This is a genomic window from Balneolaceae bacterium, from assembly GCA_034521495.1.
Classification (GTDB): Bacteria; Bacteroidota; Rhodothermia; order Balneolales; family Balneolaceae; genus Rhodohalobacter.
On record JAXHMK010000004.1, the window covers coordinates 284,771 to 307,191 of the forward strand.

At 43.3% G+C, this 22,421-nt stretch carries 21 protein-coding genes and 1 pseudogene; 17 read left to right on the forward strand and 5 right to left on the reverse strand.

Annotated features, from left to right (window positions below; all coding sequences use genetic code 11):
- Nucleotides 1–123 precede the first annotated feature (123 nt).
- Nucleotides 124–894 carry a M90 family metallopeptidase gene (locus U5K72_02170; protein ID MDZ7717610.1) on the reverse strand — a complete coding sequence of 257 codons (771 nt, stop codon included), beginning with the start codon at nucleotides 892–894 and terminating at the stop codon, nucleotides 124–126.
- A 757-nt stretch (nucleotides 895–1,651) separates the two neighbouring features.
- On the opposite strand from U5K72_02170, the gene U5K72_02175 reads away from it, so the two are divergent.
- The 17 genes and pseudogenes from U5K72_02175 to U5K72_02255 all read left to right on the forward strand — a co-directional run bounded on the left by U5K72_02175 (nucleotide 1,652) and on the right by U5K72_02255 (nucleotide 11,306).
- Nucleotides 1,652–2,218: a 3'-5' exonuclease gene (locus U5K72_02175; protein ID MDZ7717611.1), complete on the forward strand. Its 567-nt coding sequence runs from the start codon at nucleotides 1,652–1,654 to the stop codon at nucleotides 2,216–2,218.
- A 15-nt stretch (nucleotides 2,219–2,233) separates the two neighbouring features.
- Nucleotides 2,234–2,749: a CRISPR-associated endonuclease Cas3'' gene (locus tag U5K72_02180; protein MDZ7717612.1), complete on the forward strand. Its 516-nt coding sequence runs from the start codon at nucleotides 2,234–2,236 to the stop codon at nucleotides 2,747–2,749.
- 112 nt (nucleotides 2,750–2,861) lie between these two features.
- On the forward strand, nucleotides 2,862–3,383 hold the full coding sequence (locus U5K72_02185; protein MDZ7717613.1) for a hypothetical protein: 522 nt from the start codon (nucleotides 2,862–2,864) through the stop codon (nucleotides 3,381–3,383).
- Complete coding sequence (locus U5K72_02190; protein MDZ7717614.1) at nucleotides 3,328–3,993, forward strand: hypothetical protein; 666 nt, start codon at nucleotides 3,328–3,330, stop codon at nucleotides 3,991–3,993. Before U5K72_02185 ends, U5K72_02190 begins: the two co-directional genes overlap by 56 nt.
- A 296-nt stretch (nucleotides 3,994–4,289) precedes the next feature.
- On the forward strand, nucleotides 4,290–4,490 hold the full coding sequence (locus tag U5K72_02195; protein ID MDZ7717615.1) for a hypothetical protein: 201 nt from the start codon (nucleotides 4,290–4,292) through the stop codon (nucleotides 4,488–4,490).
- Nucleotides 4,487–4,864, forward strand: a complete 378-nt coding sequence (locus tag U5K72_02200; protein ID MDZ7717616.1) for a hypothetical protein — start codon at nucleotides 4,487–4,489, stop codon at nucleotides 4,862–4,864. Before U5K72_02195 ends, U5K72_02200 begins: the two co-directional genes overlap by 4 nt.
- Before the next feature lie 350 nt (nucleotides 4,865–5,214).
- Nucleotides 5,215–5,631: a hypothetical protein gene (locus tag U5K72_02205; GenBank protein MDZ7717617.1), complete on the forward strand. Its 417-nt coding sequence runs from the start codon at nucleotides 5,215–5,217 to the stop codon at nucleotides 5,629–5,631.
- Nucleotides 5,561–6,040 carry a hypothetical protein gene (locus U5K72_02210; GenBank protein ID MDZ7717618.1) on the forward strand — a complete coding sequence of 160 codons (480 nt, stop codon included), beginning with the start codon at nucleotides 5,561–5,563 and terminating at the stop codon, nucleotides 6,038–6,040. The genes U5K72_02205 and U5K72_02210 overlap by 71 nt, the downstream gene beginning before the upstream one ends.
- Before the next feature lie 190 nt (nucleotides 6,041–6,230).
- On the forward strand, nucleotides 6,231–6,398 hold the full coding sequence (locus tag U5K72_02215) for a hypothetical protein (GenBank protein MDZ7717619.1): 168 nt from the start codon (nucleotides 6,231–6,233) through the stop codon (nucleotides 6,396–6,398).
- Nucleotides 6,399–6,446: 48 nt separating this feature from the next.
- Nucleotides 6,447–7,013 (forward strand): type I-E CRISPR-associated protein Cse2/CasB, encoded by a 567-nt coding sequence (casB, locus tag U5K72_02220; protein ID MDZ7717620.1) that lies wholly within the window; start codon nucleotides 6,447–6,449, stop codon nucleotides 7,011–7,013.
- A 117-nt stretch (nucleotides 7,014–7,130) separates the two neighbouring features.
- Nucleotides 7,131–7,523, forward strand: a complete 393-nt coding sequence (locus U5K72_02225) for a type I-E CRISPR-associated protein Cas7/Cse4/CasC (protein MDZ7717621.1) — start codon at nucleotides 7,131–7,133, stop codon at nucleotides 7,521–7,523.
- Nucleotides 7,426–8,265: pseudogene (locus U5K72_02230) on the forward strand (type I-E CRISPR-associated protein Cas7/Cse4/CasC). Before U5K72_02225 ends, U5K72_02230 begins: the two are co-directional and overlap by 98 nt.
- 78 nt (nucleotides 8,266–8,343) lie before the next feature.
- Nucleotides 8,344–8,949 (forward strand): type I-E CRISPR-associated protein Cas5/CasD, encoded by a 606-nt coding sequence (cas5e, locus tag U5K72_02235; protein MDZ7717622.1) that lies wholly within the window; start codon nucleotides 8,344–8,346, stop codon nucleotides 8,947–8,949.
- Nucleotides 8,950–8,951: 2 nt separating this feature from the next.
- Complete coding sequence (cas6e, locus tag U5K72_02240; protein ID MDZ7717623.1) at nucleotides 8,952–9,854, forward strand: type I-E CRISPR-associated protein Cas6/Cse3/CasE; 903 nt, start codon at nucleotides 8,952–8,954, stop codon at nucleotides 9,852–9,854.
- A 125-nt stretch (nucleotides 9,855–9,979) separates the two neighbouring features.
- Nucleotides 9,980–10,195 (forward strand): DUF433 domain-containing protein, encoded by a 216-nt coding sequence (locus U5K72_02245; protein MDZ7717624.1) that lies wholly within the window; start codon nucleotides 9,980–9,982, stop codon nucleotides 10,193–10,195.
- Nucleotides 10,192–10,524 (forward strand): hypothetical protein, encoded by a 333-nt coding sequence (locus U5K72_02250; GenBank protein ID MDZ7717625.1) that lies wholly within the window; start codon nucleotides 10,192–10,194, stop codon nucleotides 10,522–10,524. Before U5K72_02245 ends, U5K72_02250 begins: the two co-directional genes overlap by 4 nt.
- 164 nt (nucleotides 10,525–10,688) lie before the next feature.
- Nucleotides 10,689–11,306 carry a CRISPR-associated endonuclease Cas1 gene (locus tag U5K72_02255; GenBank protein MDZ7717626.1) on the forward strand — a complete coding sequence of 206 codons (618 nt, stop codon included), beginning with the start codon at nucleotides 10,689–10,691 and terminating at the stop codon, nucleotides 11,304–11,306.
- Nucleotides 11,307–11,332: 26 nt separating this feature from the next.
- On the opposite strand, the gene U5K72_02260 is transcribed toward U5K72_02255, so the two are convergent.
- The 4 genes from U5K72_02260 to U5K72_02275 all read right to left on the reverse strand — a co-directional run bounded on the left by U5K72_02260 (nucleotide 11,333) and on the right by U5K72_02275 (nucleotide 22,380).
- Entirely contained in the window at nucleotides 11,333–12,187 is an 855-nt protein-coding gene (locus U5K72_02260) for a universal stress protein (protein ID MDZ7717627.1), read from the reverse strand.
- Between the two features lie 67 nt (nucleotides 12,188–12,254).
- Nucleotides 12,255–13,385, reverse strand: coding sequence for a chemotaxis protein CheB (locus U5K72_02265; protein ID MDZ7717628.1), 1,131 nt, complete (start codon nucleotides 13,383–13,385; stop codon nucleotides 12,255–12,257).
- A 306-nt stretch (nucleotides 13,386–13,691) separates the two neighbouring features.
- Entirely contained in the window at nucleotides 13,692–16,181 is a 2,490-nt protein-coding gene (locus U5K72_02270; protein ID MDZ7717629.1) for a hypothetical protein, read from the reverse strand.
- Nucleotides 16,174–22,380, reverse strand: a complete 6,207-nt coding sequence (locus tag U5K72_02275; protein ID MDZ7717630.1) for a glucoamylase family protein — start codon at nucleotides 22,378–22,380, stop codon at nucleotides 16,174–16,176. Before U5K72_02275 ends, U5K72_02270 begins: the two co-directional genes overlap by 8 nt.
- Nucleotides 22,381–22,421: the final 41 nt, after the last annotated feature.

Below are 22,421 nucleotides of genomic sequence, written 5' to 3' on the forward strand. Positions count from 1 at the left end.
AATCTTGATTACTTTATATATTTATATATACTTATAGTAATCTATTAGTTGTCAACAATCTCATCTTCCATTAACCGACATTATGAACTTAATCCAAAGATTCTCCGGTTCCGGCGAGCCGGGTTACGTGGGCATAAACGATCCCGGATCAATATTATAAAACGATTTTAAAACATCGTAAAGCTTCGGAAATTCCTCCCGGAGTTGATGAGGATGCAGAAAAAAGGATTCAGTGGCTACTGAAAACAGTTCGGCAGGATCTGTTGCGCCATAGAAATCCAGCACAGAATTTATTCTCCGCCGCTCTTTGTATTGCAATGTTTTGTAAACGTGAGCCAGGATTCGCGTCCACTCATCGTCCCGAAAAATTTCACCATATTCACCGATGCCAGCCGTAAGTCCATACTGATGGTCCAATTGATGGGCAAACTCATGAAAGATCAAATTGTGGACTGAAGATTGGTTTTTAATATTTTCGCGGATATCATCCCAGGAAAGCACAATACTTCCCAAATCCCAGGATTCTCCCTTCCGCGCTTGTGTCCCTTCACTGATGACGCCACCCTCCCTTTCCTCCCGGACAGGTGCCATATAATCATCCGGGTAAACAAGAATGGATTGCAAATCAGAATAGTATCCGGCCGGCTCCCCCAAAAGAAGAACACAGGCATACGCAGAAATAATCACTTTTTTCTTTTCTGTCATCTCCAGTCCATTGCACCCTTCAAACAATTTTTCATCCATAAAAATTACCAGGTGGTTGCGAAGCGTCTGTTTCAGGTTATCCGGAAGCTGACTGTAATAGGGAACTTCTGTGTACAGTATCTCTTGCCACGATTCGGGAAACGATTGGTACAGCAGCCATTTTCTTCGAAAAAATTGGAATATCGGCATAATGCTGGGTGTATATACTATTGAACAGGATGATTCAGGAGGACTTACCCCATTTTTATGATGTAACCTTGTTGCACATACTTTTATTCTTTTGTCCTTGATACAAAAGAACGAAAAAATCAAGGCTGTGCAATAGTTGACGGCGGACACGAGTTCACCGTGGAATCCTTTCAATGGTCCATCTCGCTTATAGCCCTTTAATTCCGTTTCTCGCCGGTATGAAACGGATTCTTCTCAGCGGTTCAATCTGTTCGTCCTTTTTTCCGCCAACTATTCAAGGCCGATCTAACCGGATTATTCACGAGAAGCATAAAATATATGAAGGCTTTGCAAAACTCTGACCGTCATCCTGAACTTGATTCAGGATCTCCAGATAAAGGCTATAAAGACGAATGGAGAATCTGAATCGAGTTCAGATTGACCGATAACCACGGTTTTGAAAAGCCTTCTATATATGAGACAGTTCTGGATAAGAGCGGCCTTTCCAAAAAAAGATATAATTTCTGCCTTCCTATCACAGTGTATTTAGTTTTCGGGATGACACAACCTGTCACTCAGCCTGCCTATTTTGCATCTGTATTGAAATTTTAGTATTTCGACTTAATAACTACATAAGCAGAGGGTACTATTTATGAGCCTGAATTCAAGAATGAGGCCAAATACAGAGACAATTCTATTTTCGAAACCAACTATCAAGAGTTCTTTATAAATGGTTGAGTTTAAGCTATCAGAAAATGATTTATGAAGCCCATACCTAATGAAAGCAAATTCATATTTTATTCAAGAAATCAGGCTAAACAAACCCGGCGGATCAAAATCTGTTGAGCTGGCAAATCTCATCTTCTTTGATATTGAAACAACTGGTTTAAGGCCAGATAGAGGTGCAAAAGTAACTGAGATTGCTATAATTGATCGAAACAATTGTTTGTTTAATTGGATGGCAGAAGCAAAACACAATAATGATGCATTCACTAAACAATTGTATGAAACTTTAAAACACCTGAAAAATGGAGTGGTTATAGGCCATAACCTCTCTTTTGATTTTTGGTTTATTTCTTATGAGTCTGACAGACTTGGACTTGCAGGACCGGATATTCGATTTATAGACACTCTCAGTCTTGCCCGAAAAATACTTCCCGACAGGAATTGCTATCAATTAGGAAGTCTGTTGAAGGAATTTGACATCAAGATAAGTGGTGAATTGCACACTGCAATCACAGATGCTGAAGCAACAAGAGCGCTTTTCTGGAAATTGATAGAAAAGGTGGGCATCTCAACCGTAGGAGAAGCCGGACTGAAAAAACTCAAATGGTCAAGTTTTTAAATAGGAGAAATAGCTATGAAAGGAGAACCAACCAGTTTTTGGGCAAAACTTAATCAAAATGAAGAGGGTGAAATCCTGGAATGGCATTCATTAATAGCTCATTCAGCAGATGTGGCCGCTGTAACGGAATCACTTTTTACCCGGACCATTTTAAACCAACGTATAGCGTCACTCATTGGCTGGGAAAAATTATCCGATGCGCATGTCGCTCGTCTTTCGGTTCTTGCAGCTATCCATGATGCCGGTAAGGTTAATCACGGTTTTCAGAATAAAATGTACAAATCCAAACAACCGAAGGCCGGACATGTTTCCCCAATTGTTGAGTTGCTTGATGCGGATCTCAAATACCAAGAAATGTTTTTGATTCCCCTTGGTATTGATAAGGTCTTGCAATGGTTTCCTGATCAAATTCCCGCCATTCATTTTTTGCTTGCTACGTGGGGCCATCACGGGCGACCGGTTCCTATTCAACATCATTTTAAAGCTACCTTATGGAAAGAAACCGATGGCAGAAATCCTAGAAAGGTTTAAAGGAATTGGAGAGGCCGTTCAGCATCTGGTTCCCAAATGCTTTTAAAGAGAATATTCGAGCCATTTCCTGCAGATCCGGTTTTTCAGCATACTTTCAACGGACTGCTTGACTTTGGCTGATTGGCTGGGTTCAGATCCAAAGTTTTTCAAGTTTTCTGAAACTGAAGATCATTACATAGATACAGCTCGTAAAAACGCAGAATATGCAATAGAGAAACTGGCGCTTGATCCTCAAAAACCGAGAAAACAGCTTGAGGCAGATCCAATTCAGTTTAACCGAATAGCAGATTTTAAACCGTTCGACATTCAACAACAGTGTCTTGATCTACCGATACATAAGAGTGGCAGTCTTTCAATTCTGGAATCGGATACAGGGTCCGGAAAAACGGAGGCAGCGATTGCGCGATTTGTCCGTTTGTACCAGGAAGGATTAGTTGACGGAATGTATTTTGCAGTCCCTACGCGGAGTGCGGCCACTCAACTTTATGAACGGGTGGTTGAAGCAACACGGAATGCATTTCCGGTTGAAAAGACAAGGCCACCGGTAGTACAAGCCGTTTCAGGATATATTAAAGCAGATGCAGAAGAAGCACAGGCTCTGCCAGATTTTAAAGTTCTTATGGCCGGAAGATAAACGCGATCTTCTTCGCGAAAGAGGGTGGGCGGCAGAACATCCCAAAAGATATTTGGCAGGTGCAATCGTGGTGGGTACTATTGATCAGGTATTTCTTTCCACATTGCAGGTAAACCATGCGCATATGCGGGCCGCAGCACTGCTTCGACATTTTCTTGTAGTAGATGAGGTGCATTCTTCCGATGCATATATGACCAAATTATTGGATCGAGTTTTGGATTATCACCTGGCTGCGGGTGGACATGCACTTTTAATGTCAGCCACCCTCGGTACAGCCTCACGGATTCACCTGACTACAAAAAAACGAAATAAAGTTCCTGCACCGGATGAAGCTAAAAATATTTCTTATCCGCTTCTCACGCATGTCGATTCCACAAGAAAAAATCCCGAAGAATATCACGCATCCTCCTCCGGGAAGCAGAAGAAAGTGAAAATAGAGACGAAGGGTTTTGCAGCTTCAGAAGATGAAATTGCAACGATTGCGATTGAGCAAGCAAAAGCCGGAGCCAGAGTACTCATTATTCGAAACCTTGTGAAGGACTGTGTGAAAACTCAAAAAGCGCTGGAGGATAAATTAGGAACAGAATCCGACTCACTTGTTTCAAAGTAAACAACATTGCCGCACCCCATCACTCGCGGTTTGCCCCGGATGACAGAAAACGCCTGGATCATGAAATTGAAAAAACCTTTGGAAAGAAAACTGAGACAAACATTCTGTTATTAGCCGTGGCCACTCAAACGGTTGAACAGAGCCTGGATATCGACGCGGATATTTTAATTACCGATCTATGTCCGATGGATGTATTGCTGCAACGAATTGGGCAGGCTCGCATCGTCACGAGCGAGACCGTCCTGAAGGATTTGAAACGGCCAGATGTGTAATTCTGACTCCGGGAGATCGGCGATTTGACCGAATCCATTGATCATAATGGAAAAGGCTCAAAAGGAAAACATGGATTGGGCACCGTTTATCAAGACTTGCGGACGATTGAAGCCACCTGGCAGGTGCTGGAAGATGAAAATATGGAATACTGGAATATTCCGGAACACAATCGTGAACTGGTGGAACGAGCCACACATCCAACTCATCCTCCGGTCATTGGTTGAAAGAGTTTGAAGGAAAATGGGTTCAGCATCAGGAACATATAGCAGGACAGGAATTTGCCGACAAACAACTGCCCGGACTGGTGGGAATCGACTTCAACAAACCGTTTGGTGAGTCGGGATTTGCAGAGGATCTAAAGCAAGTAAAAACACGGCTTGGAAGAGACGACTATAGAATTTCTCTACCGAAAAATATCGATGGGCCATTCGGGGAGAAAGTCAGTGAATTGAAAATTAATGAGTGGCAGTTAAGCGTGGTTCCTGAAGAGACCGAACTTGAGGAAGACGCCATTCAACCGTTTGAAGGAGGATTTAAATTTTCCTATTACGGAAAAAACTTTCGGTACGACCGCTTCGGACTGGATTTGGAATCTTAACACTTTTAAAAAACCGCTATTATGAGTTCAGATATGCACTATTCACTTTTAGATGGTTCGGTTATCACTGCCCGTTATCGAAATGGAGAAACGTCAACAACCAATCTTGCCCGAAATCTTCTGTGGGCTTCTGGATGATTCTATTGTAAGTTTTGAAGCATTGCAACCGCACCAGCAGCAGGCCTGGTACAGTTTTTTGGTCCAACTGGCAAGCATGGCCGTTGCTCGTGAAAATAGCGGAGAGATACCAAACCAGCCAGAGAATATGGAAAGATGCTACTGATAAGCCTTGCTGACGGCAGTGAAGCCGCCTGGCACCTAGTGGTAGAGATGATTCCCAGCCTGCATTTATGCAGCCGCCAATCCCGGAAGGTTCTTTGAAGGAGGCCGGTTACAGTTCAGATATTCAAACACCGGATGAGTTGGATATGCTGGTGACATCGAAAAATCATGATTTGAAGGGAAACCGGATTCTTAGACCCGATCCTGAACATTGGTTATTTGCACTATTAACATTGCAGACCATGGAAGGCTTTTTGGGAAGAGGGAATTACGGCATTGTAAGAATGAATGGTGGTTTTGGGAACCGCCCATTAGTTGGATTAAGTCCTGAAAAAAGTTGGGGAAAACGATTTTTGAGAGATGTAACAGTGTTGTTGAAAAACAGATCAGGGTTATTGAATTTATATACTTCAAATGGGCAAACTTTGCTTTGGCTCCCTCCTGGATGGGAAGAAAACAAGTGGAATTCCTTTAGAGGAATGTGATCCCTTTTTTATCGAAATTTGTCGGCGAATTCGCCTTACAAAAAATAACGATCAAATCTTATGTCTTCGGACAAATACGAAAGCAGGACGTGTTTCAACATCGGATGATCTAAATGGAAGAACTGAAGATCCGTGGACACCTATAGAAAAAAAAGGAGTAAAAGCGTTAACTCTTGGAGAATCAGGTTTTACCTATGAGTTAATTCAACAACTTTTACTTGGCGAAGAGTATGCTACTCCCATCGCACTTGAATTTCAGCATGATGAAAAAGATGGAGCCTTTCTGATTTGCAAAGCCTTAGTAAGAGGTCAGGGAAAAACAGATGGACTTCACCGTAGAATTATCCCCATTCCACCAAAAGTTACTGCCTCTCTTTTCAGCAAATCTTCTACGAAAGAGAGATATTAGCTAAACGAGCAAAAGGACGAATCTCTTCACCTATGATGTCCAACGAAAAATATTACGCCCTGCCATATCCAGCCTCTTAAGCAGTGGTACTGAACAGCGTGTAGAGTATGATAAAGTAGCTCCATGGATAAACCGTTTTGACCGTGAAATCGACCGACGGTTTTTTGAATCACTTTGGGCTTCAGTTAATATGGAATCCGAAGAGGCAAAACAGCAATGGGAAGAGATTTTGCTCGAAGAAGCGGAAAAAATATTTAAGGAAGCGGAAGCGAAGCACTCCCATTGCCCAGCTTCGGCGGCTCCGGGCCGTCAGCAAAGCCCGCTCCATGTTTTATGGACAGGTACGCAGAATATTTGAATACGCCGGAAAACAAGAAACAGCCAACCAGTAATTTTAGGAACAGTTATGAGTACTGAAATCAACACGGAGACCAATGAAATGAAACAGGAATCGAGTAATCGAATCGAGTATGGAAAAATCGTCGGCAAGGTATCAGCTATGATGCAACAAGATGGAGCCCTCTCGACCGGGGAGATGGCAGATCTTCGCCGTATATCTCCTGATCAGCCCTTTACTCCTGCCCTGTGGCGGCTATTGCTAATGCAGGATTTGGATCACTCTCCGGGCTGGATTCGGCAGGAGCGGTGGGAGCGCCGGTGGGCCACGCTTTTCATGGGAATGGCGCATTGTGCCGGACTTCACAATTATAACCTATCCCTGGGTGAAGCACTTGCCGAGGCGGGATGGTCCGAGTTGCGGTTTGTTCAACTGATGAGAGCAACGGATGAAACTCTTGAAACCCACCTTAGACGTGTTGCACAGTTTTTAGCGGGGAAAAACCAGGAGGCAAACTGGACCGATGTTGCCCGGTTGCTGTTTTATCAAAGCGGAGAGGCCGGGGAAAAGATACGCCTGTCCATCTCGCGCGATTACTATTCCAAAATCTACAAGCAAGAACAGGAAGCAAAATAAATTTCAAAAGTAAACTTTCAATTAATCAAACCACCATTATGAGCCAACCAAAATTTCTTCAATTTCTACACACTGACCTCTTACCCGGAACCCTTTTAAACCGCGATGATGCCGGTTTTGCAAAAAGGTTACCATTCGGGTGGTGCCACACGTACCCGTGTCTCCTCGCAATGCCTGAAATACCACTGGCGTAATTTCCAGGGAGAAAATGCCCTACATGATATCGATGAGTTTGAAAAAACATTTCGCTCCAGGGAAACCTTTCAGCGAAAACTGGCACAACCCTTAATTGATGAGGGATACCCGGAACCCTTGGTTCGGGCCGGAACAGGTGCGCTTAAAGAGTTTTTGTTAAGTGGTAAAAAAGCAAGTAAGTCTGATATCGAAAAACTAATTAATCCCGGTGAAGATGATGATCCTTGGGAAGAGCTGGAAACAAGCCAGATTACCATATTTGGTGAACCAGAGATGCGTTATTTACGTGAGCTTGTTAAATCGCAAAATCGATGAGTTAAAAGATGAATATTCGGTTTTTTGGGAAAATGATGAAGTGGCGGACAAAGAGGTTGTTTCCGAAGCCGCAGATTTAATGAGAGATTTTAACAAAGGTGATCTGAAGAAGAATCTAAAAGGTCTGAAATCGGCATCGGGGCTTGATGCGGCTATGTTCGGTCGAATGGTAACCAGTGATATTCTTGCCCGCGGTGATGCTGCAATTCATGTTGCCCATGCGTTTACCACGCACTAAGAAGAGAGCGAAAGCGACTACTCTTGCAGCCGTGGATGAACTCCGCCGGATGAGCCGGAAGAGAAGTGGAGAATTGGGGGCCGGACACATTAGGACAGTACAGAACTTTCAAGTGGACTTTTCTACAATTACGTTGTTGTGGATATCCCGCTTCTGATCTCAAACCTGGAAGGTGTTGAGAGAAATGAGTGGAAGAGTGTTGACAAGTCGATGGCTGCGGAAGTGGTGAACCGCCTGATTAAAATCGTTGCTACCGTATCTCCCGGTGCAAAATTGGGTTCAACAGCTCCTTATTCCTATGCCCAATGCCTCATGGTTGAAACTGGAACTTCTCAGCCGCGAACTCTGGCGAATGCATTTCAACAACCCGTTTCCAAAAACAGCAACGGAGTATTAGCGAATAGTTACCATGCACTCGGTTCATATATCAAAGATATGGATGAAATGTACGGAAACAGTACAGAACGAAAATTAGCTGCAACCGGTCCTAAGGAGACTCTTTAGAAAATATTGGAATTGGATGGTGTAACCTCTGTACCAGAAATAGCTGACTGGGCTGCAAATCAAATAAAAAGAGTATAGATGGATATCCTTATCCTTCGGTTAGATGCTCCCTTAATGAGTTTTGGAGCTCCTATCATTGACCGTCATGGTAAAGTACAGCCCTATCCTGCACTATCGATGCTTGCAGGAATGCTGGGGAATGCATTTGGGTATGATCACAGCGATTTTGGAAAACTCGAGGCCCTCCAAAAACGGTTGAGATACGCATCTCGGCAAGATCGGGCAGGACAGCAGATTCAGGATTATCAAACCGTAGATCTTTCCCAGGAGTTTATGCTGGATCATAATGCCTGGACAACTGAGGGCTGGCTGGATAAACGAAAAGGAGGTTCTTCCAGTAAAGGAACCCATATTCGTCTTCGGGATTACCGGGCAGATTCCATTCACACCGTTGCCGTAACCCTTCAACCTGCAGATGAAAAACCAACCATTGAAGATCTGCAACAAGCCCTTCAATACCCGGAACGACCGCTTTTTATCGGACGTAAAACCTGTCTGCCGGCCACTCTCGGTTTTGTCAATAAAATGGAGTGCGAATCCCTGACGGAAGCTTTGCAAAAGGCACCACTTTCTAAGCGGGCGGATCAACGAGTACCGGTTTCCCGCCTGGTGGCCTTTAGATGAAAATGAAAGACAGCCCAAAGCAGATTTCGAAGAACCTGTTACAGATCGGCGCGACTGGCAAAATCAAATCCATGTGGGTGAACGGTGGATTGCCCGGGGCGAAATTGAAATTCAAACAGAAGAGTGATTCCATGAGTGAGATTCAAACAAAAACAAATTATATGATACAGATGTGGCTCGATTCCCGGCAGCTCATGCAATTGGGACGCATGCTGCATCTGCCGCTGAAAAAGGTGGGGAATAACTACCTTGTGCACTGTGCGCTTTCTGAGCTGTTTCAGGATCAGGCTCCCAAACCGTTTAGCGTGGAAGACCATCACAGGCAGATTGCAGATTATAATGGGCAGGCGATTCGGGTATTATGCTATTCCGAACTGGATTGGGAAACCCTGCAAAATCTTGCCAAAGGTTTTGCCAGTCCAACGATCTATGAGATTGTGGACTGGGAACGGATGGCTTCTAAACCAATGCCCGCCGAATTTCCGGATGGAATGGAACTGGGATTTGAGCTAAGGGTTTGTCCAGTAGTGAGAAAAGCATCCGATGGTCCTAAATGGCGAAAAGGACAAGAACTTGATGTATTTCTATCCAAAGTCTGGGAAATTGACGATAAAACAGTGGAAGTTGACCGTGAAAAAACATACAAAGAGTGGTTGATCCATTACTTTGAAAAACAACATAGCGCTGACCTGATTTCACTGAGTGTGAAGCGGTTTTCCATTGAGCGAATGTCTCGCAGAAATCACCAGCAGAATCGAAAAGTAAAAATCATTCAACGTCCGGACGTAACCTTCACCGGTACTCTGAAAATACGAAATGGTGAAGAATTTAAAGAGTTGTTGTACAGCGGCATCGGCCGCCATAAAAGTTTTGGGTTTGGGATGCTGAAAATCCGAAGGGCATAAATGGTTACGATATATTGAGGCGTTTAGAAACTTTCGCAATACATAAACCTTGGGATTGTAAAATTTCCAAGTCGCCCGGTCGTTGCCTATATTACTCAATCAACAATAACTTTTCTTCCATTAGAATGGCTTCCTATAGTAATCTTATCGAAAGGCGTAAAGACATTCTTGGTGGCACACCTGTTTTTAAGGGTACACGTGTTCCTGTTAGCACCTTTTTGGAATATCTGGAAGCCGGGCATTCCCTTAATGAATTTCTGGAGGATTTTCCCACGGTAACCAGACACCAAGCTGTTCAGGTGCTTGAAAAGTTTAAAGATCAACTTCTTCAGCCACAATGATTAACATTTTGCTGGATGAATGCCTGCCAAAAAAATTAAAGTACAGAGTTGAAGAGTTAGATTCGACCTTTTTTGTACAAACAACTCCCGACATGGGATGGGCAAGTTTATCGAATGGAAAGTTATTGTCTGTTGCTGAGAAAGAGTTTGATGTTTTTATAACCAGTGACAAAAACCTCAGCTTTCAACAACCTATCCGATCTTCATCGATTCAGGTTGTACTTCTGAAAGCCAGAACCAATACATATGAAGATTTATTGCCATTGGTCAAGAAGTTACCTTCGGTTATCAAAGCCCATGTACCCGGTAAGTTTATAGAAATCGCGTAGATATCTGTTTAAAAAATGACTATCTGTTAACTGGCAATTATGACTTGCTGCTATTGGAAAAATTGGTGAAACAGAAATCAAAACCATTTCTGAGTTTTTGGATGAATTCAGTAATAAGCACACACCTCAACGAGATAATCTCCTCATCATAACAAGATATCAATATGGTACTTAAGGGCAGACTTGGTCTGGAAACAGCGCGTGTTCCTCACGCAGACAGGCACGGATTGCTGTGGCTGGAGAGAGGAAGGCTGGCAGTTGAAGATGGAAATCTTGTGTTTACCACCGCCGGCAATGATAAACTGGATGCCGGAGCTTATGAGATCCCATTTCAGCAGATATCAAGTTTGTTACTCGGGCCCGGCACGGTAATCAGTCACGATGCTCTTCGGTTACTTGCTCGTCAGCAAACAGGAGTACTTGCCGTAGGTTCAAAAGGCATACGATTATACGCTTTCAGCATGCCTTTTGGACCAGACCGTTCTGCACTTGCAAGAAAACAGGCTCTTTTATGGAGTGATGAAAAGACACGGATTGACGTCGTGCGAAAAATGTATGCCTACCGATTCGGTGAACCTCTGCCTGATTATGCCCGTGATATTGCTTCACTCCGGGGAATTGAAGGGAAACGAATCAAAAAAGTGTATGAACGTCTCGCCCAGCAATATGGGGTTGAATGGAAGGGAAGGAGATTCTGTGCCATGTCGGGCGCACTAAAAAAATCCGCCCCGGTAATTCAGGGCGGATTCACTCTTAACCCCCCACGAAAAAGCCAAAATTAAGGCTATACAAACAGTAAGCATCCCATCTATGGACTCAGAAAAAGCGGACCTTCGCTTTTTGTAATCATAAAGTGAGTTGTTGAACCAAAGGTTGCTCTCCTGAGTGCCGAAACTGAATGCGCACCCATCACAACCAAATCCGGCTTCTTGCTCATCTGTCTCTCGAGTAAGCGTTTCCCTACATCTCCGTGATCCAAAACCACTTTGGTTATATAGCTAAAATGATGTTCTTTCAGGAAACTCTCTGCCTGACTCAAAACCACTGATGCTTCACCTGCATCTTCACTGGAATTACTTTTGGGAACATTGACAAGCTCAATGTCCAGGTCGCTTCCGTATGGTAACAGATGAACAAAAGCCTGCAGAGATCTTGCGGCAGGCGAACTACCGTCGAAGGCAACCATTAACCTTTCCACATCATGATAGGTATCCGTTACAACCAGGGTTGGTGCCACACCATTTTTTACAACATTGGCAAGTGTTTTGGTATCCATGTCGGGTTCATTATAGAAAAAATGAGAATCTCTGCCTACAACCAGCAGATCGTGATATTTCATCTCTTCAACAATCATCTCAAAAGATGCTCCATGCCGGGTTACATTCCGGTGTTTTACATCAGCTTTCTGAACAGCATTGCTAAATGAGTCTAACAATTCTTTGGCTACTTCTCGGGTTTCCTCGGTCAATTCCTCCCAAATATAGTGTCCATACATCTCCGTTCCGGAACTGCCAACACCAATCACAGGCTGAATATTGGATGTATCCACAACAGCTAAACCCGTGAGACTGGCATCAAATCTTTTTGCCAAACGAATGGCATAACGGGTTGCTATGGGTGTATCCTGATCGGGATCGAGTGCTACTACTATTCGTTTAATCATCGCCTTACCTCCATCTTGTTCTCTTTAATTTTCTCTTCCTCAATACTGTGATATCAAATCTTCTCTTTTAATGATTGGGGACTTTTGAATGAACAGCGGTTTTTGCAGACTTCTTTGGCCTCATGATCCGTTTTAAGATTTCTCTGCCCAGTTGATGGCTGTGATATTGTGGAATAGAACTGTCTATGGATTGCACATTCCCCGGCAGATCCCAAATCCTTGAACTTTTTCCACTTTCCAACAAAACTTCTCCACCGGCCGCCAGAAGTTTCTCCGCTCCGCGAACGCCGTCTTCCCCTCCTCCGGATAAAAACACTCCCAAAACACGGCCCTGATAAAAATTTACAGCCGATTTCAAAAGAACATCAATTGACGGCCTGAATTTCATCTCCCTGGGGCCTCTGTGCTTATTTATTACCTGTCTTCTGCCTCTGTTTTTTATAACTGTATGAAAACCACCGGGAGCCACATATACCTGTCCCGGCAATAAAATACTGTTTTGTTCCGCCTCCCTGACATTAAGCGGAGTTATCAAATCAAGATCTGCCGCAAATTCCCTTGTATATATTTTGGGCATATGCTGAACGATAATGACAGGAACCGGAATTTGATCGTTCAGTGAAGAAAGCAGTTCATAGAGTGACTGAACGCCCCCCAAACAACCGCTTATAACAATTAACTCAAATGGCCCTTTTTGTGTTGATTTACTTTGTGTGCTTACACTCGAAGTTTGTGAAAGAAATATTTGATTCCCGATACCGGCCCGCATATTTATTTTTGGTAAAGCCTTTATTAAAGGCACTATTCTCTTTCTGAAATGTCTCTCTGCAAGCACAACTCCATGGTTATTTTCGGGTATGGTGATATAATCAAGAGCTCCCATTTTTAAACCAAAAAGTGCTGCCTGTGCGCCTTGAGAATTTAAAGGAGTCAACAGTACAACCGGAATTTCGGGATGCATGTTGATGATGCTTTTCAGCAGCCAAATTTCTCTTGAATGAACTGAATCCAAGCTCAAAAACAACAAGTCCGGACTCCTTTTTTCAATTTCCAAAAGCGTAGTATCGTTTTCGGAATTGCCCATTGCGTACAGGTCAGAAATGTTGCGTTCACCCTTCAGAATCCGCGACAGCATTTGTCTAACCAAAACACTCGGAGCAACAATCATTACGTTTATATGATGAGAATTGGCTGACATCTTTCCGGATTTTAATGTTTGATTTGTATGTAAAATATCAGCTTCCATTGAACCTGTCCGTATGCAAACTATTGAATGATTAGTAATCTATAGTTAAGAATCGATGTAGTGTTTTCCACTACACCATAATGCACATGCTTTTACAACATGCTGCCGGTTACGTACATGTTTAGCGGTTTGAGTCAAACAACCTGACAGAGCTCCCGACAGGCTTGTCGGGATCCTGTCAGATTTCCCTCGAAAACCGATCCACGCGACTCTGGCAGGAGCTATCGCACTCTGCCAGGACGCTAAACAGATACCCGGTTACTCCTTTTTCATACTCAGTATAATCTCGTGTTGACAACCATCTTTATTGAGAGGAATCTTTAACGGTTTCTCTTGCTTTCCAATCGGTTCGCCATTTATCTCTCCGTATAGTTTTCCTGTTTCAACAGACTCCGGATTTTTGACAATGATGTGACAAGTAGTCTCATTGTCATCCAGCGTAATAGTTATTTCAAACTCATCCCAATCAGACGGAATTACCGGGTTTAGCTCAATAAAATCCTTGCCGGGCCGGTATCCTAATATGGATTCCAGGGCTACACGATACATCCAGCCTGCTGATCCGGTATACCAGCTCCAACCCCCGCGGCCGGTCAATGGCGGCTCACCATACACATCTGCAGCTACCACATATGGTTCAACTTTGTAGTTCTCTGCGGCATCCCGGTCCAAAGCATGATTTATTGGATTGATCATTGAAAAATAGCGCATCGCTTCATCCCCCCGGTCACTTTCTGCAAATGCCCGAACCACCCATAGAGCACCATGTGTATATTGTCCGCCATTTTCACGAACACCGGGTATATAACCTTTAATGTATCCCGGATCTTTTTCTGTCCTGTCAAACGGTGGTGTCAGCAGTTTTATAATTCCATCTTTTTCTGATATGAGATGTTCTTTTATAGCTTTCAACACCTGTACTCTCCTTTCCCTGGAAGCCACACCCGACAGGATAGACCACGCCTGGGAAATCGCATCTATGGAACACTCCTTATTTTGGGCTGATCCAAGCGGCGAACCGTCATCATAAAACGCACGCAAATACCAGTCTCCGTCCCAGCCGGTGGTATTCAAATTCTTCTTCAGTTTTGCGGCCTCGTCACGGTATCTCATCGCCCGATCCGGATCATCCATTTTTTTACAGATCTCTTCAAAATCGACCAATATTTTGTAGAGGAAGAACCCAAGCCAAACACTTTCACCTTCTCCTTTTTCCCCGACAAGATTCATCCCGTCATTCCAGTCTCCGGTACCTATCAGCGGTAGTTCATGTTTGCCAAATTTCAGTGATATTTCTATCGCTTTACAACAGTGTTCATACAATGATTCTTTAGTACGTGATATTTCCGGCTGCAGGTATGCTTCATGTTCATGTTCCTCAAGTGCTCTTGCCTGAATGTATGGTATCTGCTCGTCCAGGAGAGGCCAATCATCCGTAATTTTCAGGTAATAATGAGTCACAAATGGCAGCCACAGCCGATCGTCTGTAATTTTTGTACGCACTCCGCGCCCTGTGGGCGGATGCCACCAATGTAAAACATCGCCTTGCGGAAACTGGTGTTTTGCATGAAGTAAGATCTGATCACGAACCATCTTCTCATCCACAAAAAGAGCTGCCATTGAATCCTGGAGCTGATCCCTGAAACCATACGCTCCTCCTGCCTGGTAATATGCCGTTCGTGCCCACATCCTGCTCGATAGATTCTGATACATCAGCCATCCATTCACTAAAAGATCCAGTGATTTGTCCGGCGTTTTTACTTGAATACGAGATAGTTTCGAGGACCAATATTGCTGAATATTTTTAAACTCTTCACCCGCATTTTTTGGTTTTCTAAATCTGTTTACCAGTTTAACTGCAGCTTTGCGACTTGTTGTCTCTCCATCCAAAAAAACCAGTTCAGCAGTTTCTCCGGGATCAATAGTTACAACCTTTTGAAGAGCGATGCACGGGTCTTCACCTTCAACCATTTTATTCTTTAATGAATTATAAAATTTTAGAGCAACCGGCGAACTGAGGTCACGATTTCTCCCAATAAACTCCTCGCGGCTTGTTGTATAGAAAAACGAATCCTTACCTGCCCCTGGCCCCATTGAAGCAAACATCACCCGGTCGGAGAATTCATTGTTATAATGATTTTGCAAAAGCAAGATCTGTTCATCATCCACAAGATCGGGAATTACAAATCTCGAAGAACTTGCCCGATCTACTCCAAGCACTGTTTCCAAATAATGAAATACAGACAATCTGCGTGTTTCATTACCCAAATTGGTAAGCGTGAGCTTTGAAATTTTCACCGGATCATCTTTCGCAACAAATTGCAGCAACTCTTGTTTGATCTCTGCCGAACTGTGCCCGAACCGTGTATATCCAAATCCGTGTGAAACGGTATATATTCCGTTACCGGGAACGGGGCCGGGTGTGGGCGACCAGTACTCTTTTCGGTCTTCATCGCGGATGTAAAATGCTTCGGAATGGGGATCTTTCACCGGGTCATTCGACCATGTGGTCAATTTATTCTCCCTGCTATTTTCACTCCATGTATAACCGGCACCCCGTTCGGTTGTCATAAATCCAAAATCCCGGTTGGAAATAACATTTATCCATGGTGAGGGTGGTAATAAAAGCTCACCTGTTTCACGATCTCGTTTAACAATAATTCGATATTCATCTCCATCCTCCGAAAAACCACCATAACCGTTAAAGAACTGAAGCCCTTTGCTTTCGCCTTCAACTTGATCAGCCATTGCGTTCTCCAGTGTTAAACTGAGAGGGCTTATATGGCGCTGTATTCTGATCATGATTCCAAGATTGAACGTCCATATCACTTCCTTTCTGTGGTAAATCATGCAGTTTATTATTCAGTATAACATGAGCTACACTCAATAGAAGCGTAAGGTCGGCCGAAGGAATCTGGTCGGTTCGGCGGAAGAAAATACCTCCCCGTTTATTTATCATATCCCGTGCCATCGAGGATTCACAGGCTGTTTGAATAGCTTCCTGAACTTCGTCGGCATAACTTGGCGGATGGTCATTTAAAAAGAGCATTTCAGTGTCCAGCCCCTTCATTCTCCAGAATGTATGTGCCTTCAGGAGAAGCCGAACATGTTTTATCTGATCGGTCTCATCAAGCCTGAAAATGACCAATGGCAGATCTCCGGAAATTCCGTAAGCCCACAAATCCTGCTGTTTTTTCCGGTTCTCTTTTAACGTGTTAAAATTTATCCGCAGTTGTTCATCGGCATATAACAGAAACGATTTTAGTTTTTGAAAATAGTGTGCTTGCCTGGCATTGAGCCCAATATGATTTAACTCAACAAGGCTGTAGACGGAAGCCATATCTATCGCTCTATTCACAGCATATTGATTGTCGTACATATCGGCAAGCTGAACGGCATCTTCGCGGCTTTCAGCATATCCCAACCCAAATGTACATTCAACTTTCTCTCCGGATTTAATTACAAATGATTTGCGAAGGCTTACAATCGGGTCTGAAATATTTCCAAGTGTTCCATGTAGCGTTCCATTTTCGTCCATGGCAGCCGGATGGCTCAACGATCTTCCTCTTCCAAGAAAAACGGCCCGATCTGTTTCATACTGCAATGGTTCGGAGTCGTCGGAATACAAAGTTGCAAAACTGTGTACCATCCATTTTTCGCTTTCTTTGTCACTTCTGGGGCGTCGTTTAACAATCAGCGAATGTTCTTCCGGCAGAAAGTCCGTTTGAATAAATAACTTGGAAAATGCAGGATGAGATTTATGATGTTCATAATCATTTAAAACAACTTCGGCGTAGCTGGTCAGTTCAATTTTTCTTGGTTCTTGAGAATAATTGGTTAGTGTAATCTTTCGCAGCTCAATAGGATCATCCGGGGCTACGCTGATCTCCGTTGTCGTTTCGATCCAGTTATCCACTCTTGATGTTACCAACTTCCCATTGTGAAACCAGGTGTCGTAACGATCCGGTTTTACTCTCACGGGCTGGTGCATGGCCGACCAAAACTTGCCGGTTTCCAAATCTTTCACATAAACAAACACGCCCAGCGGATCTTCCGTAGGATCTGAAATCCAATTATTCAGAGAGATACCGTTCTTTTTAGCCATCCCCGTACCGGCATGAGTTACAAATGTTGAGAAACTGCCATTGGAGAGCAGTTGCAATCTTGGCGGACTCTGATCCAGCTCTTCAATTCCTGCATGCTCCACAATATCCTGTACAGATTCTCTTTCTCCGGGCTCCAGTTCAACATCAATTGGGTGCGGTTCTTTAATGGGCACTCCCCTGGGTATTTTCTCCTGCAAAATAAGTTCACAAGACCTGATGTAGGCATCTGAATGGAAATAACGGTTCACAGACCAGTTATTTAACAGATTTTCTATGGCCAGCAAGCTCATCCCTTGATGATGCACCATATATGTTTTAACCACATTGTAAGCCTGACCCTCCTGAAGATGAGAAGTGGTGAAATCTACAGCATCGTAAAAACCAAACAAGCCTTTTGCCCCGATTTTTTCGAGTTCCTGCAAGTTCTTAAAAGATGCTTTTGGGTCTATCATCATTGCCAAAACGGAAGCGTAAGGTGCAACTACGTATGCATCGGCTAATCCACGTTTTAGCCCGAGTCCCGGAGCTCCAAACGCCCTGTATTGATAATGCATATCCAGGTTCAGAAAACTGTAAGCACTTTCGGAAAATCCCCAGGGGCGGCCTCTTTTATTTCCATATTCCCGCTGCCACTCTATCACATTGTGGTAGGTGTGTGAAATCAATGTTTCGGGATAGGAGCGCATGAAGAGCAATGGCATTAAATATTCAAACATAGTGCCACCCCAGGAAAGTAAAATTTCCTGCTGATTCAGACTCGTCAGCCGGCGGCTCAACCTGAACCAATGCTTCACCGGAATATCTGCTTTTGCTATTGCAATGTACGATGCAATTCGTGCTTCACTTGCCAGCAGATCATAAGTCGCTTTATCTGGCTGGGCTTTCTCCACATTATACCCTACATAAAACAATCCTCTTTTTTTCTGATAGAGAAATGAGAAATCCATATTATGAACGAATCTCTCACTACTTGAAATGATCTCTCCGGCCTGTTTTTGCCATCGTTTTACAAGAGTTTTCTTTTTCGGTTCATTTCCAAGATGCTTGATCTTTTTACTGAGCTCAGAAGGCGAGAATTGATTTAAATTCGGCAGATCTACCTTCAAAAGTCCCCTGTACTCTTCGATAATTTTCTCCATTTGCCGGAGAGGGCTCTCCATCCAGAATATCAGGTCATTCAAAACTTTGTCGCCCAAACGATTTCGTAACGACATCAAATCGATAGAGCACATTTCTTTGGCATACTTCTTACATTCCTTTACCAGTTCATAGGATTCAGCAAGGGATAAATCTTCACCATTAGCAAGCATCTTCAGGATCTCTGACGTGTGCTCATTTACGTTCTCATGACAATCCTCAGGCAGAATTCCCTTTTCCCAATATTCATTTAGAATTTCCCGCACCGTACGGATTGTGATCTGTAATCCCTCGAGATATTTTTTATTAAAGCCGGGAGTTGTCATTGACTCTTTAATCGCTTCCTTCACGACTATTAAACACGCGGCAAGATTCCCTGAATCTACGGTAGATATATATTTTGGACTTAGTATCTCTCCAAGTTTTGTATCGTACCAATTGTAAAAGTTCCCCCGGTGCAGCTCAAGTTTTTTCATGGAGTGAAGAGTATTCCTGATTCTCTCTAAAAACTCGGTATATGTGATAAATCCCATATTATAAGCCACTACCACAGATCCTAATGCCAGTCCTATATTCGTGGGAGAGGTGCGGGCAGCAGCCGGAAGCGGCGGATCTTCCTGGTAATTATCGGGAGGCAGCCATGAATGTTCTTCATTTACAAAACGCTCAAAATAGAACCATGTCTGCCGTGCATACTGTTCTAAAATCTCCTGGTCTGGTTTGTCCAGGCTCTCTGTTTTTAATTTGATGGGTTCGCTCATTTTTTTCAAAATAATGGGCGATCCTGACCATAGCACAAAAAATGGTAACGCTACCCACAAGTGCGTCATTTGCGTATAGATCGGTATTATTAGAATCCCCAGCCCCAGCAGAACAGGAACAATCATCATTCGCATATAACTTAACAAGGAAAACCTGCTCATCTGCTCAGTCTGAAGAGCTGATGTCCATTCTAACAACGATTTTTTTGAAATGTATAGCCTGTACAGAGTTCGGGCTATGGCATCAAGGTTAAGAATGGCCTGGTGAGGCAGTATGATGAGCGTACTGATTGCCTGAAGAGAGTTAATTTTTAGATTTGCTTTCACTTTAACAATGTAGAGCTTCCACTGAACGCGGGCAGGACGGTTCACAATATCAGCAGAGAGGCTCACATATATAGGAAATGCCAGGATTCCGAATGCAGCAAGTGTCCAGACCCATGCAGAACCCGGTAACCAGAACCAACCGGCTAAAAAGAACAATGTTAGAAAGAATGGATTGAGCGACCGGCGTAGATTGTCAAAAATTTTCCACTTCGATAATTGATTGATGGGATTCTCTTTCTGCCCATTTTTACCCGGAACTTTAGAAAACAACCAGGCTGCAATTTGCCAGTCTCCCCGGATCCACCTGTGATTTCTTTTACTGAAACTAATATATGTTGACGGGTAGTCGTCAAACAATTCAATATCTGTAGCCAGCCCCGCCCGCAGGTAGGTACTCTCTATCAAATCATGCGATAAAATCCTGTTCTCCGGGAAGCGCCGGTCAAGAACTTTGTGAAATGCCTCTGCATCGTAGATTCCTTTTCCTGTAAAAACTGCTTCGCCTGCAAGATCCTGGTAAATATCGGAAACAGCAGTTGAGTAGGGGTCCAATCCAACATGACCTGAAAAAATTCTTGAAAACCAGGTGTTTCTTGATGATTCGGGAGGGATGGATATGCGCGGCTGAATAATACCATAACCCTTTGTAATGCATTCCTTTTCTGAATTGTAAATAGCTTTGTTTAAGGGATGCGATATGGTTCTTATGAGATCCCTGGCACTGTCTGGTGGTAGTTTTGTATCAGCATCCAGTGTTATTACATACCGTACAGGTTTGACTTTTACAGACTTAAAAAAATTACCCTCAATCCAGTGATAACTGGTTTTTTCATCTGCATTTTGCAGGAGCCTGTTAAACTCTTCGAGTTTTCCGCGTTTACGCTCCCAGCCCATCCAACAGTTTTCTGTCCCGTTCCAAAGGCGTTCCCTGTGAAGAAGAAAATATTTATCACCAAATTTAGAGTGAGCGCTATTGTTTAACTTTCGTATTTCGCTTTTTGCCGCTTCGATGATGTCAAGATCTTCACGTCTTTCTTTTTTGGATGCATCCCTGAAATCAGACAGCAGCGCAAACTGTATAGACGCATCTGGATTTGCCAGTGATTTTATTTCCAGCTCTTCTACTTGCCGAACCACATCTTCAACCGAACTAAAGAGGGTTGGAACCACAACCATCGTGCGTGATTCATCCGGAATAAACTCTTTAAATCCCATTTTAGGAAGTATTCTTGGAGGCAACAGAAATGCAAAAAAACGATTCACAGAAGAGACCGAAAGATCCAGGGCAGGAAAAAAGGTAATTACTACAAGAATGGTTATGGTTATAGATGAGGCACTAAATGCACCGATCGTGAGCCAAAGAATCAGCATTAATACCAGGGTATGAAGAGCAATTGCCAGTGTGTACATCCCCGTGTGCGACTCTAAAAAATGTACTATCCTTTCCATCATTGGCATTCTGTAACCAACCTCATCAACCAGTTCGAAGTATCCATCACCCATTAAATAATACCCTATATGGTTTTTTAGCTCTCCGTTTTCTCTCTTTGAACTCTTTTGCTCTTTTTGCGATGATTTTTTTTCAGCGAGTATAAGTACCTGTTCGGCCGTTTCTGTCTCAGACAGTTCGCAACGCCGGCTTAGTCTTTCAACTGTTTGACGATAGGTATCGCGGGTTTTAAAATCCATTTTTTTATAGATGCCGGCCGGATCGAGGCTTAATATCTGCTCTAAAATGGAGCACTCTTCCACAAATTCCGACCAGTCCATCTCCGAGGAAAGGCGCAGAGATATCACGGCATTCTGTATGCTCACCTGGATTCGCGATTGTTTCTGAGCTTCTATTCTCATTGCATCTTCCAGGCTCATATCTAACTGCCTGAACCTGTAACTGAACCATCTCTTTTGATCCTCGAGCAGTAAACCGGCCTGTTCTAACTGCTGGTATAACTCAATAAGCTGAATATTTATACCCTCTTTAGGCTGGTCTTTGAGCCAATTTGACAACAGATTACTTGTTACTCCCGGCTCTTTATTTTCAACCTGTTCCAGTTTTTTGATAATACTCTGAACACTTTTACGAATCTTTTTTCGATAAATGATTCTTGAAGCTTTTTCGGCAAGCCTTTGGATCAATATCAGGCGAATCATAATCGGAATTGCCCAAATTTCCCCAATCATCAACGTGTTAACCTCTTGATAGTTCTTCAGGTAAACAGCCAGAACATCGGGATCCAGCAGATTGTCGGTCAACGTTAAATAATCGAGTATCAGCTCATACACACGGGGCAATCCCTTGAATTCTCCATCAGTTATTGAGGGGATACTCACTTGATATTCCCGGGGGAAATCTACTTTTACCTGGACAATCTGCTCCTGGATGATGTAGAAATTGTCAATCAACCATTCGGCCGCCGGGGAAAGATCCTGTTCTTTTTTGGCCAATCTTGAAAGTAGCCGGTAAGCGTCAGTCAATGTTTTCCTGGAATCATCAAGAATAGACTTTACGCGTACTACATCAGTCCCGTAAATTGCTGAAATCTGACTCTCCGCCAGGTTTACAGCACTTTTTTTTAATTTTTTATGGCTATAAGAAACGGTTTGATTGTCTGCCATCTAATTCCCTTCTCCATGAATATTTTGGGATATCTTCAATA

Coding starts and splice junctions, on each gene's coding strand:
- U5K72_02170 (MDZ7717610.1), bottom strand. CDS start 894: ATGCCGATATTCCAATTTTTTCGAAGAAAATGGCTGCTGTACCAATCG.
- U5K72_02175 (MDZ7717611.1), top strand. CDS start 1,652: ATGAAAGCAAATTCATATTTTATTCAAGAAATCAGGCTAAACAAACCC.
- U5K72_02180 (MDZ7717612.1), top strand. CDS start 2,234: ATGAAAGGAGAACCAACCAGTTTTTGGGCAAAACTTAATCAAAATGAA.
- U5K72_02190 (MDZ7717614.1), top strand. CDS start 3,328: ATGCAGAAGAAGCACAGGCTCTGCCAGATTTTAAAGTTCTTATGGCCG.
- U5K72_02205 (MDZ7717617.1), top strand. CDS start 5,215: ATGCAGCCGCCAATCCCGGAAGGTTCTTTGAAGGAGGCCGGTTACAGT.
- U5K72_02210 (MDZ7717618.1), top strand. CDS start 5,561: ATGGGCAAACTTTGCTTTGGCTCCCTCCTGGATGGGAAGAAAACAAGT.
- U5K72_02215 (MDZ7717619.1), top strand. CDS start 6,231: ATGGAATCCGAAGAGGCAAAACAGCAATGGGAAGAGATTTTGCTCGAA.
- casB (MDZ7717620.1), top strand. CDS start 6,447: ATGAGTACTGAAATCAACACGGAGACCAATGAAATGAAACAGGAATCG.
- cas5e (MDZ7717622.1), top strand. CDS start 8,344: ATGGATATCCTTATCCTTCGGTTAGATGCTCCCTTAATGAGTTTTGGA.
- cas6e (MDZ7717623.1), top strand. CDS start 8,952: ATGAAAGACAGCCCAAAGCAGATTTCGAAGAACCTGTTACAGATCGGC.
- U5K72_02245 (MDZ7717624.1), top strand. CDS start 9,980: ATGGCTTCCTATAGTAATCTTATCGAAAGGCGTAAAGACATTCTTGGT.
- U5K72_02250 (MDZ7717625.1), top strand. CDS start 10,192: ATGATTAACATTTTGCTGGATGAATGCCTGCCAAAAAAATTAAAGTAC.
- U5K72_02255 (MDZ7717626.1), top strand. CDS start 10,689: ATGGTACTTAAGGGCAGACTTGGTCTGGAAACAGCGCGTGTTCCTCAC.
- U5K72_02260 (MDZ7717627.1), bottom strand. CDS start 12,187: ATGATTAAACGAATAGTAGTAGCACTCGATCCCGATCAGGATACACCC.
- U5K72_02265 (MDZ7717628.1), bottom strand. CDS start 13,385: ATGTCAGCCAATTCTCATCATATAAACGTAATGATTGTTGCTCCGAGT.
- U5K72_02270 (MDZ7717629.1), bottom strand. CDS start 16,181: ATGGCTGATCAAGTTGAAGGCGAAAGCAAAGGGCTTCAGTTCTTTAAC.
- U5K72_02275 (MDZ7717630.1), bottom strand. CDS start 22,380: ATGGCAGACAATCAAACCGTTTCTTATAGCCATAAAAAATTAAAAAAA.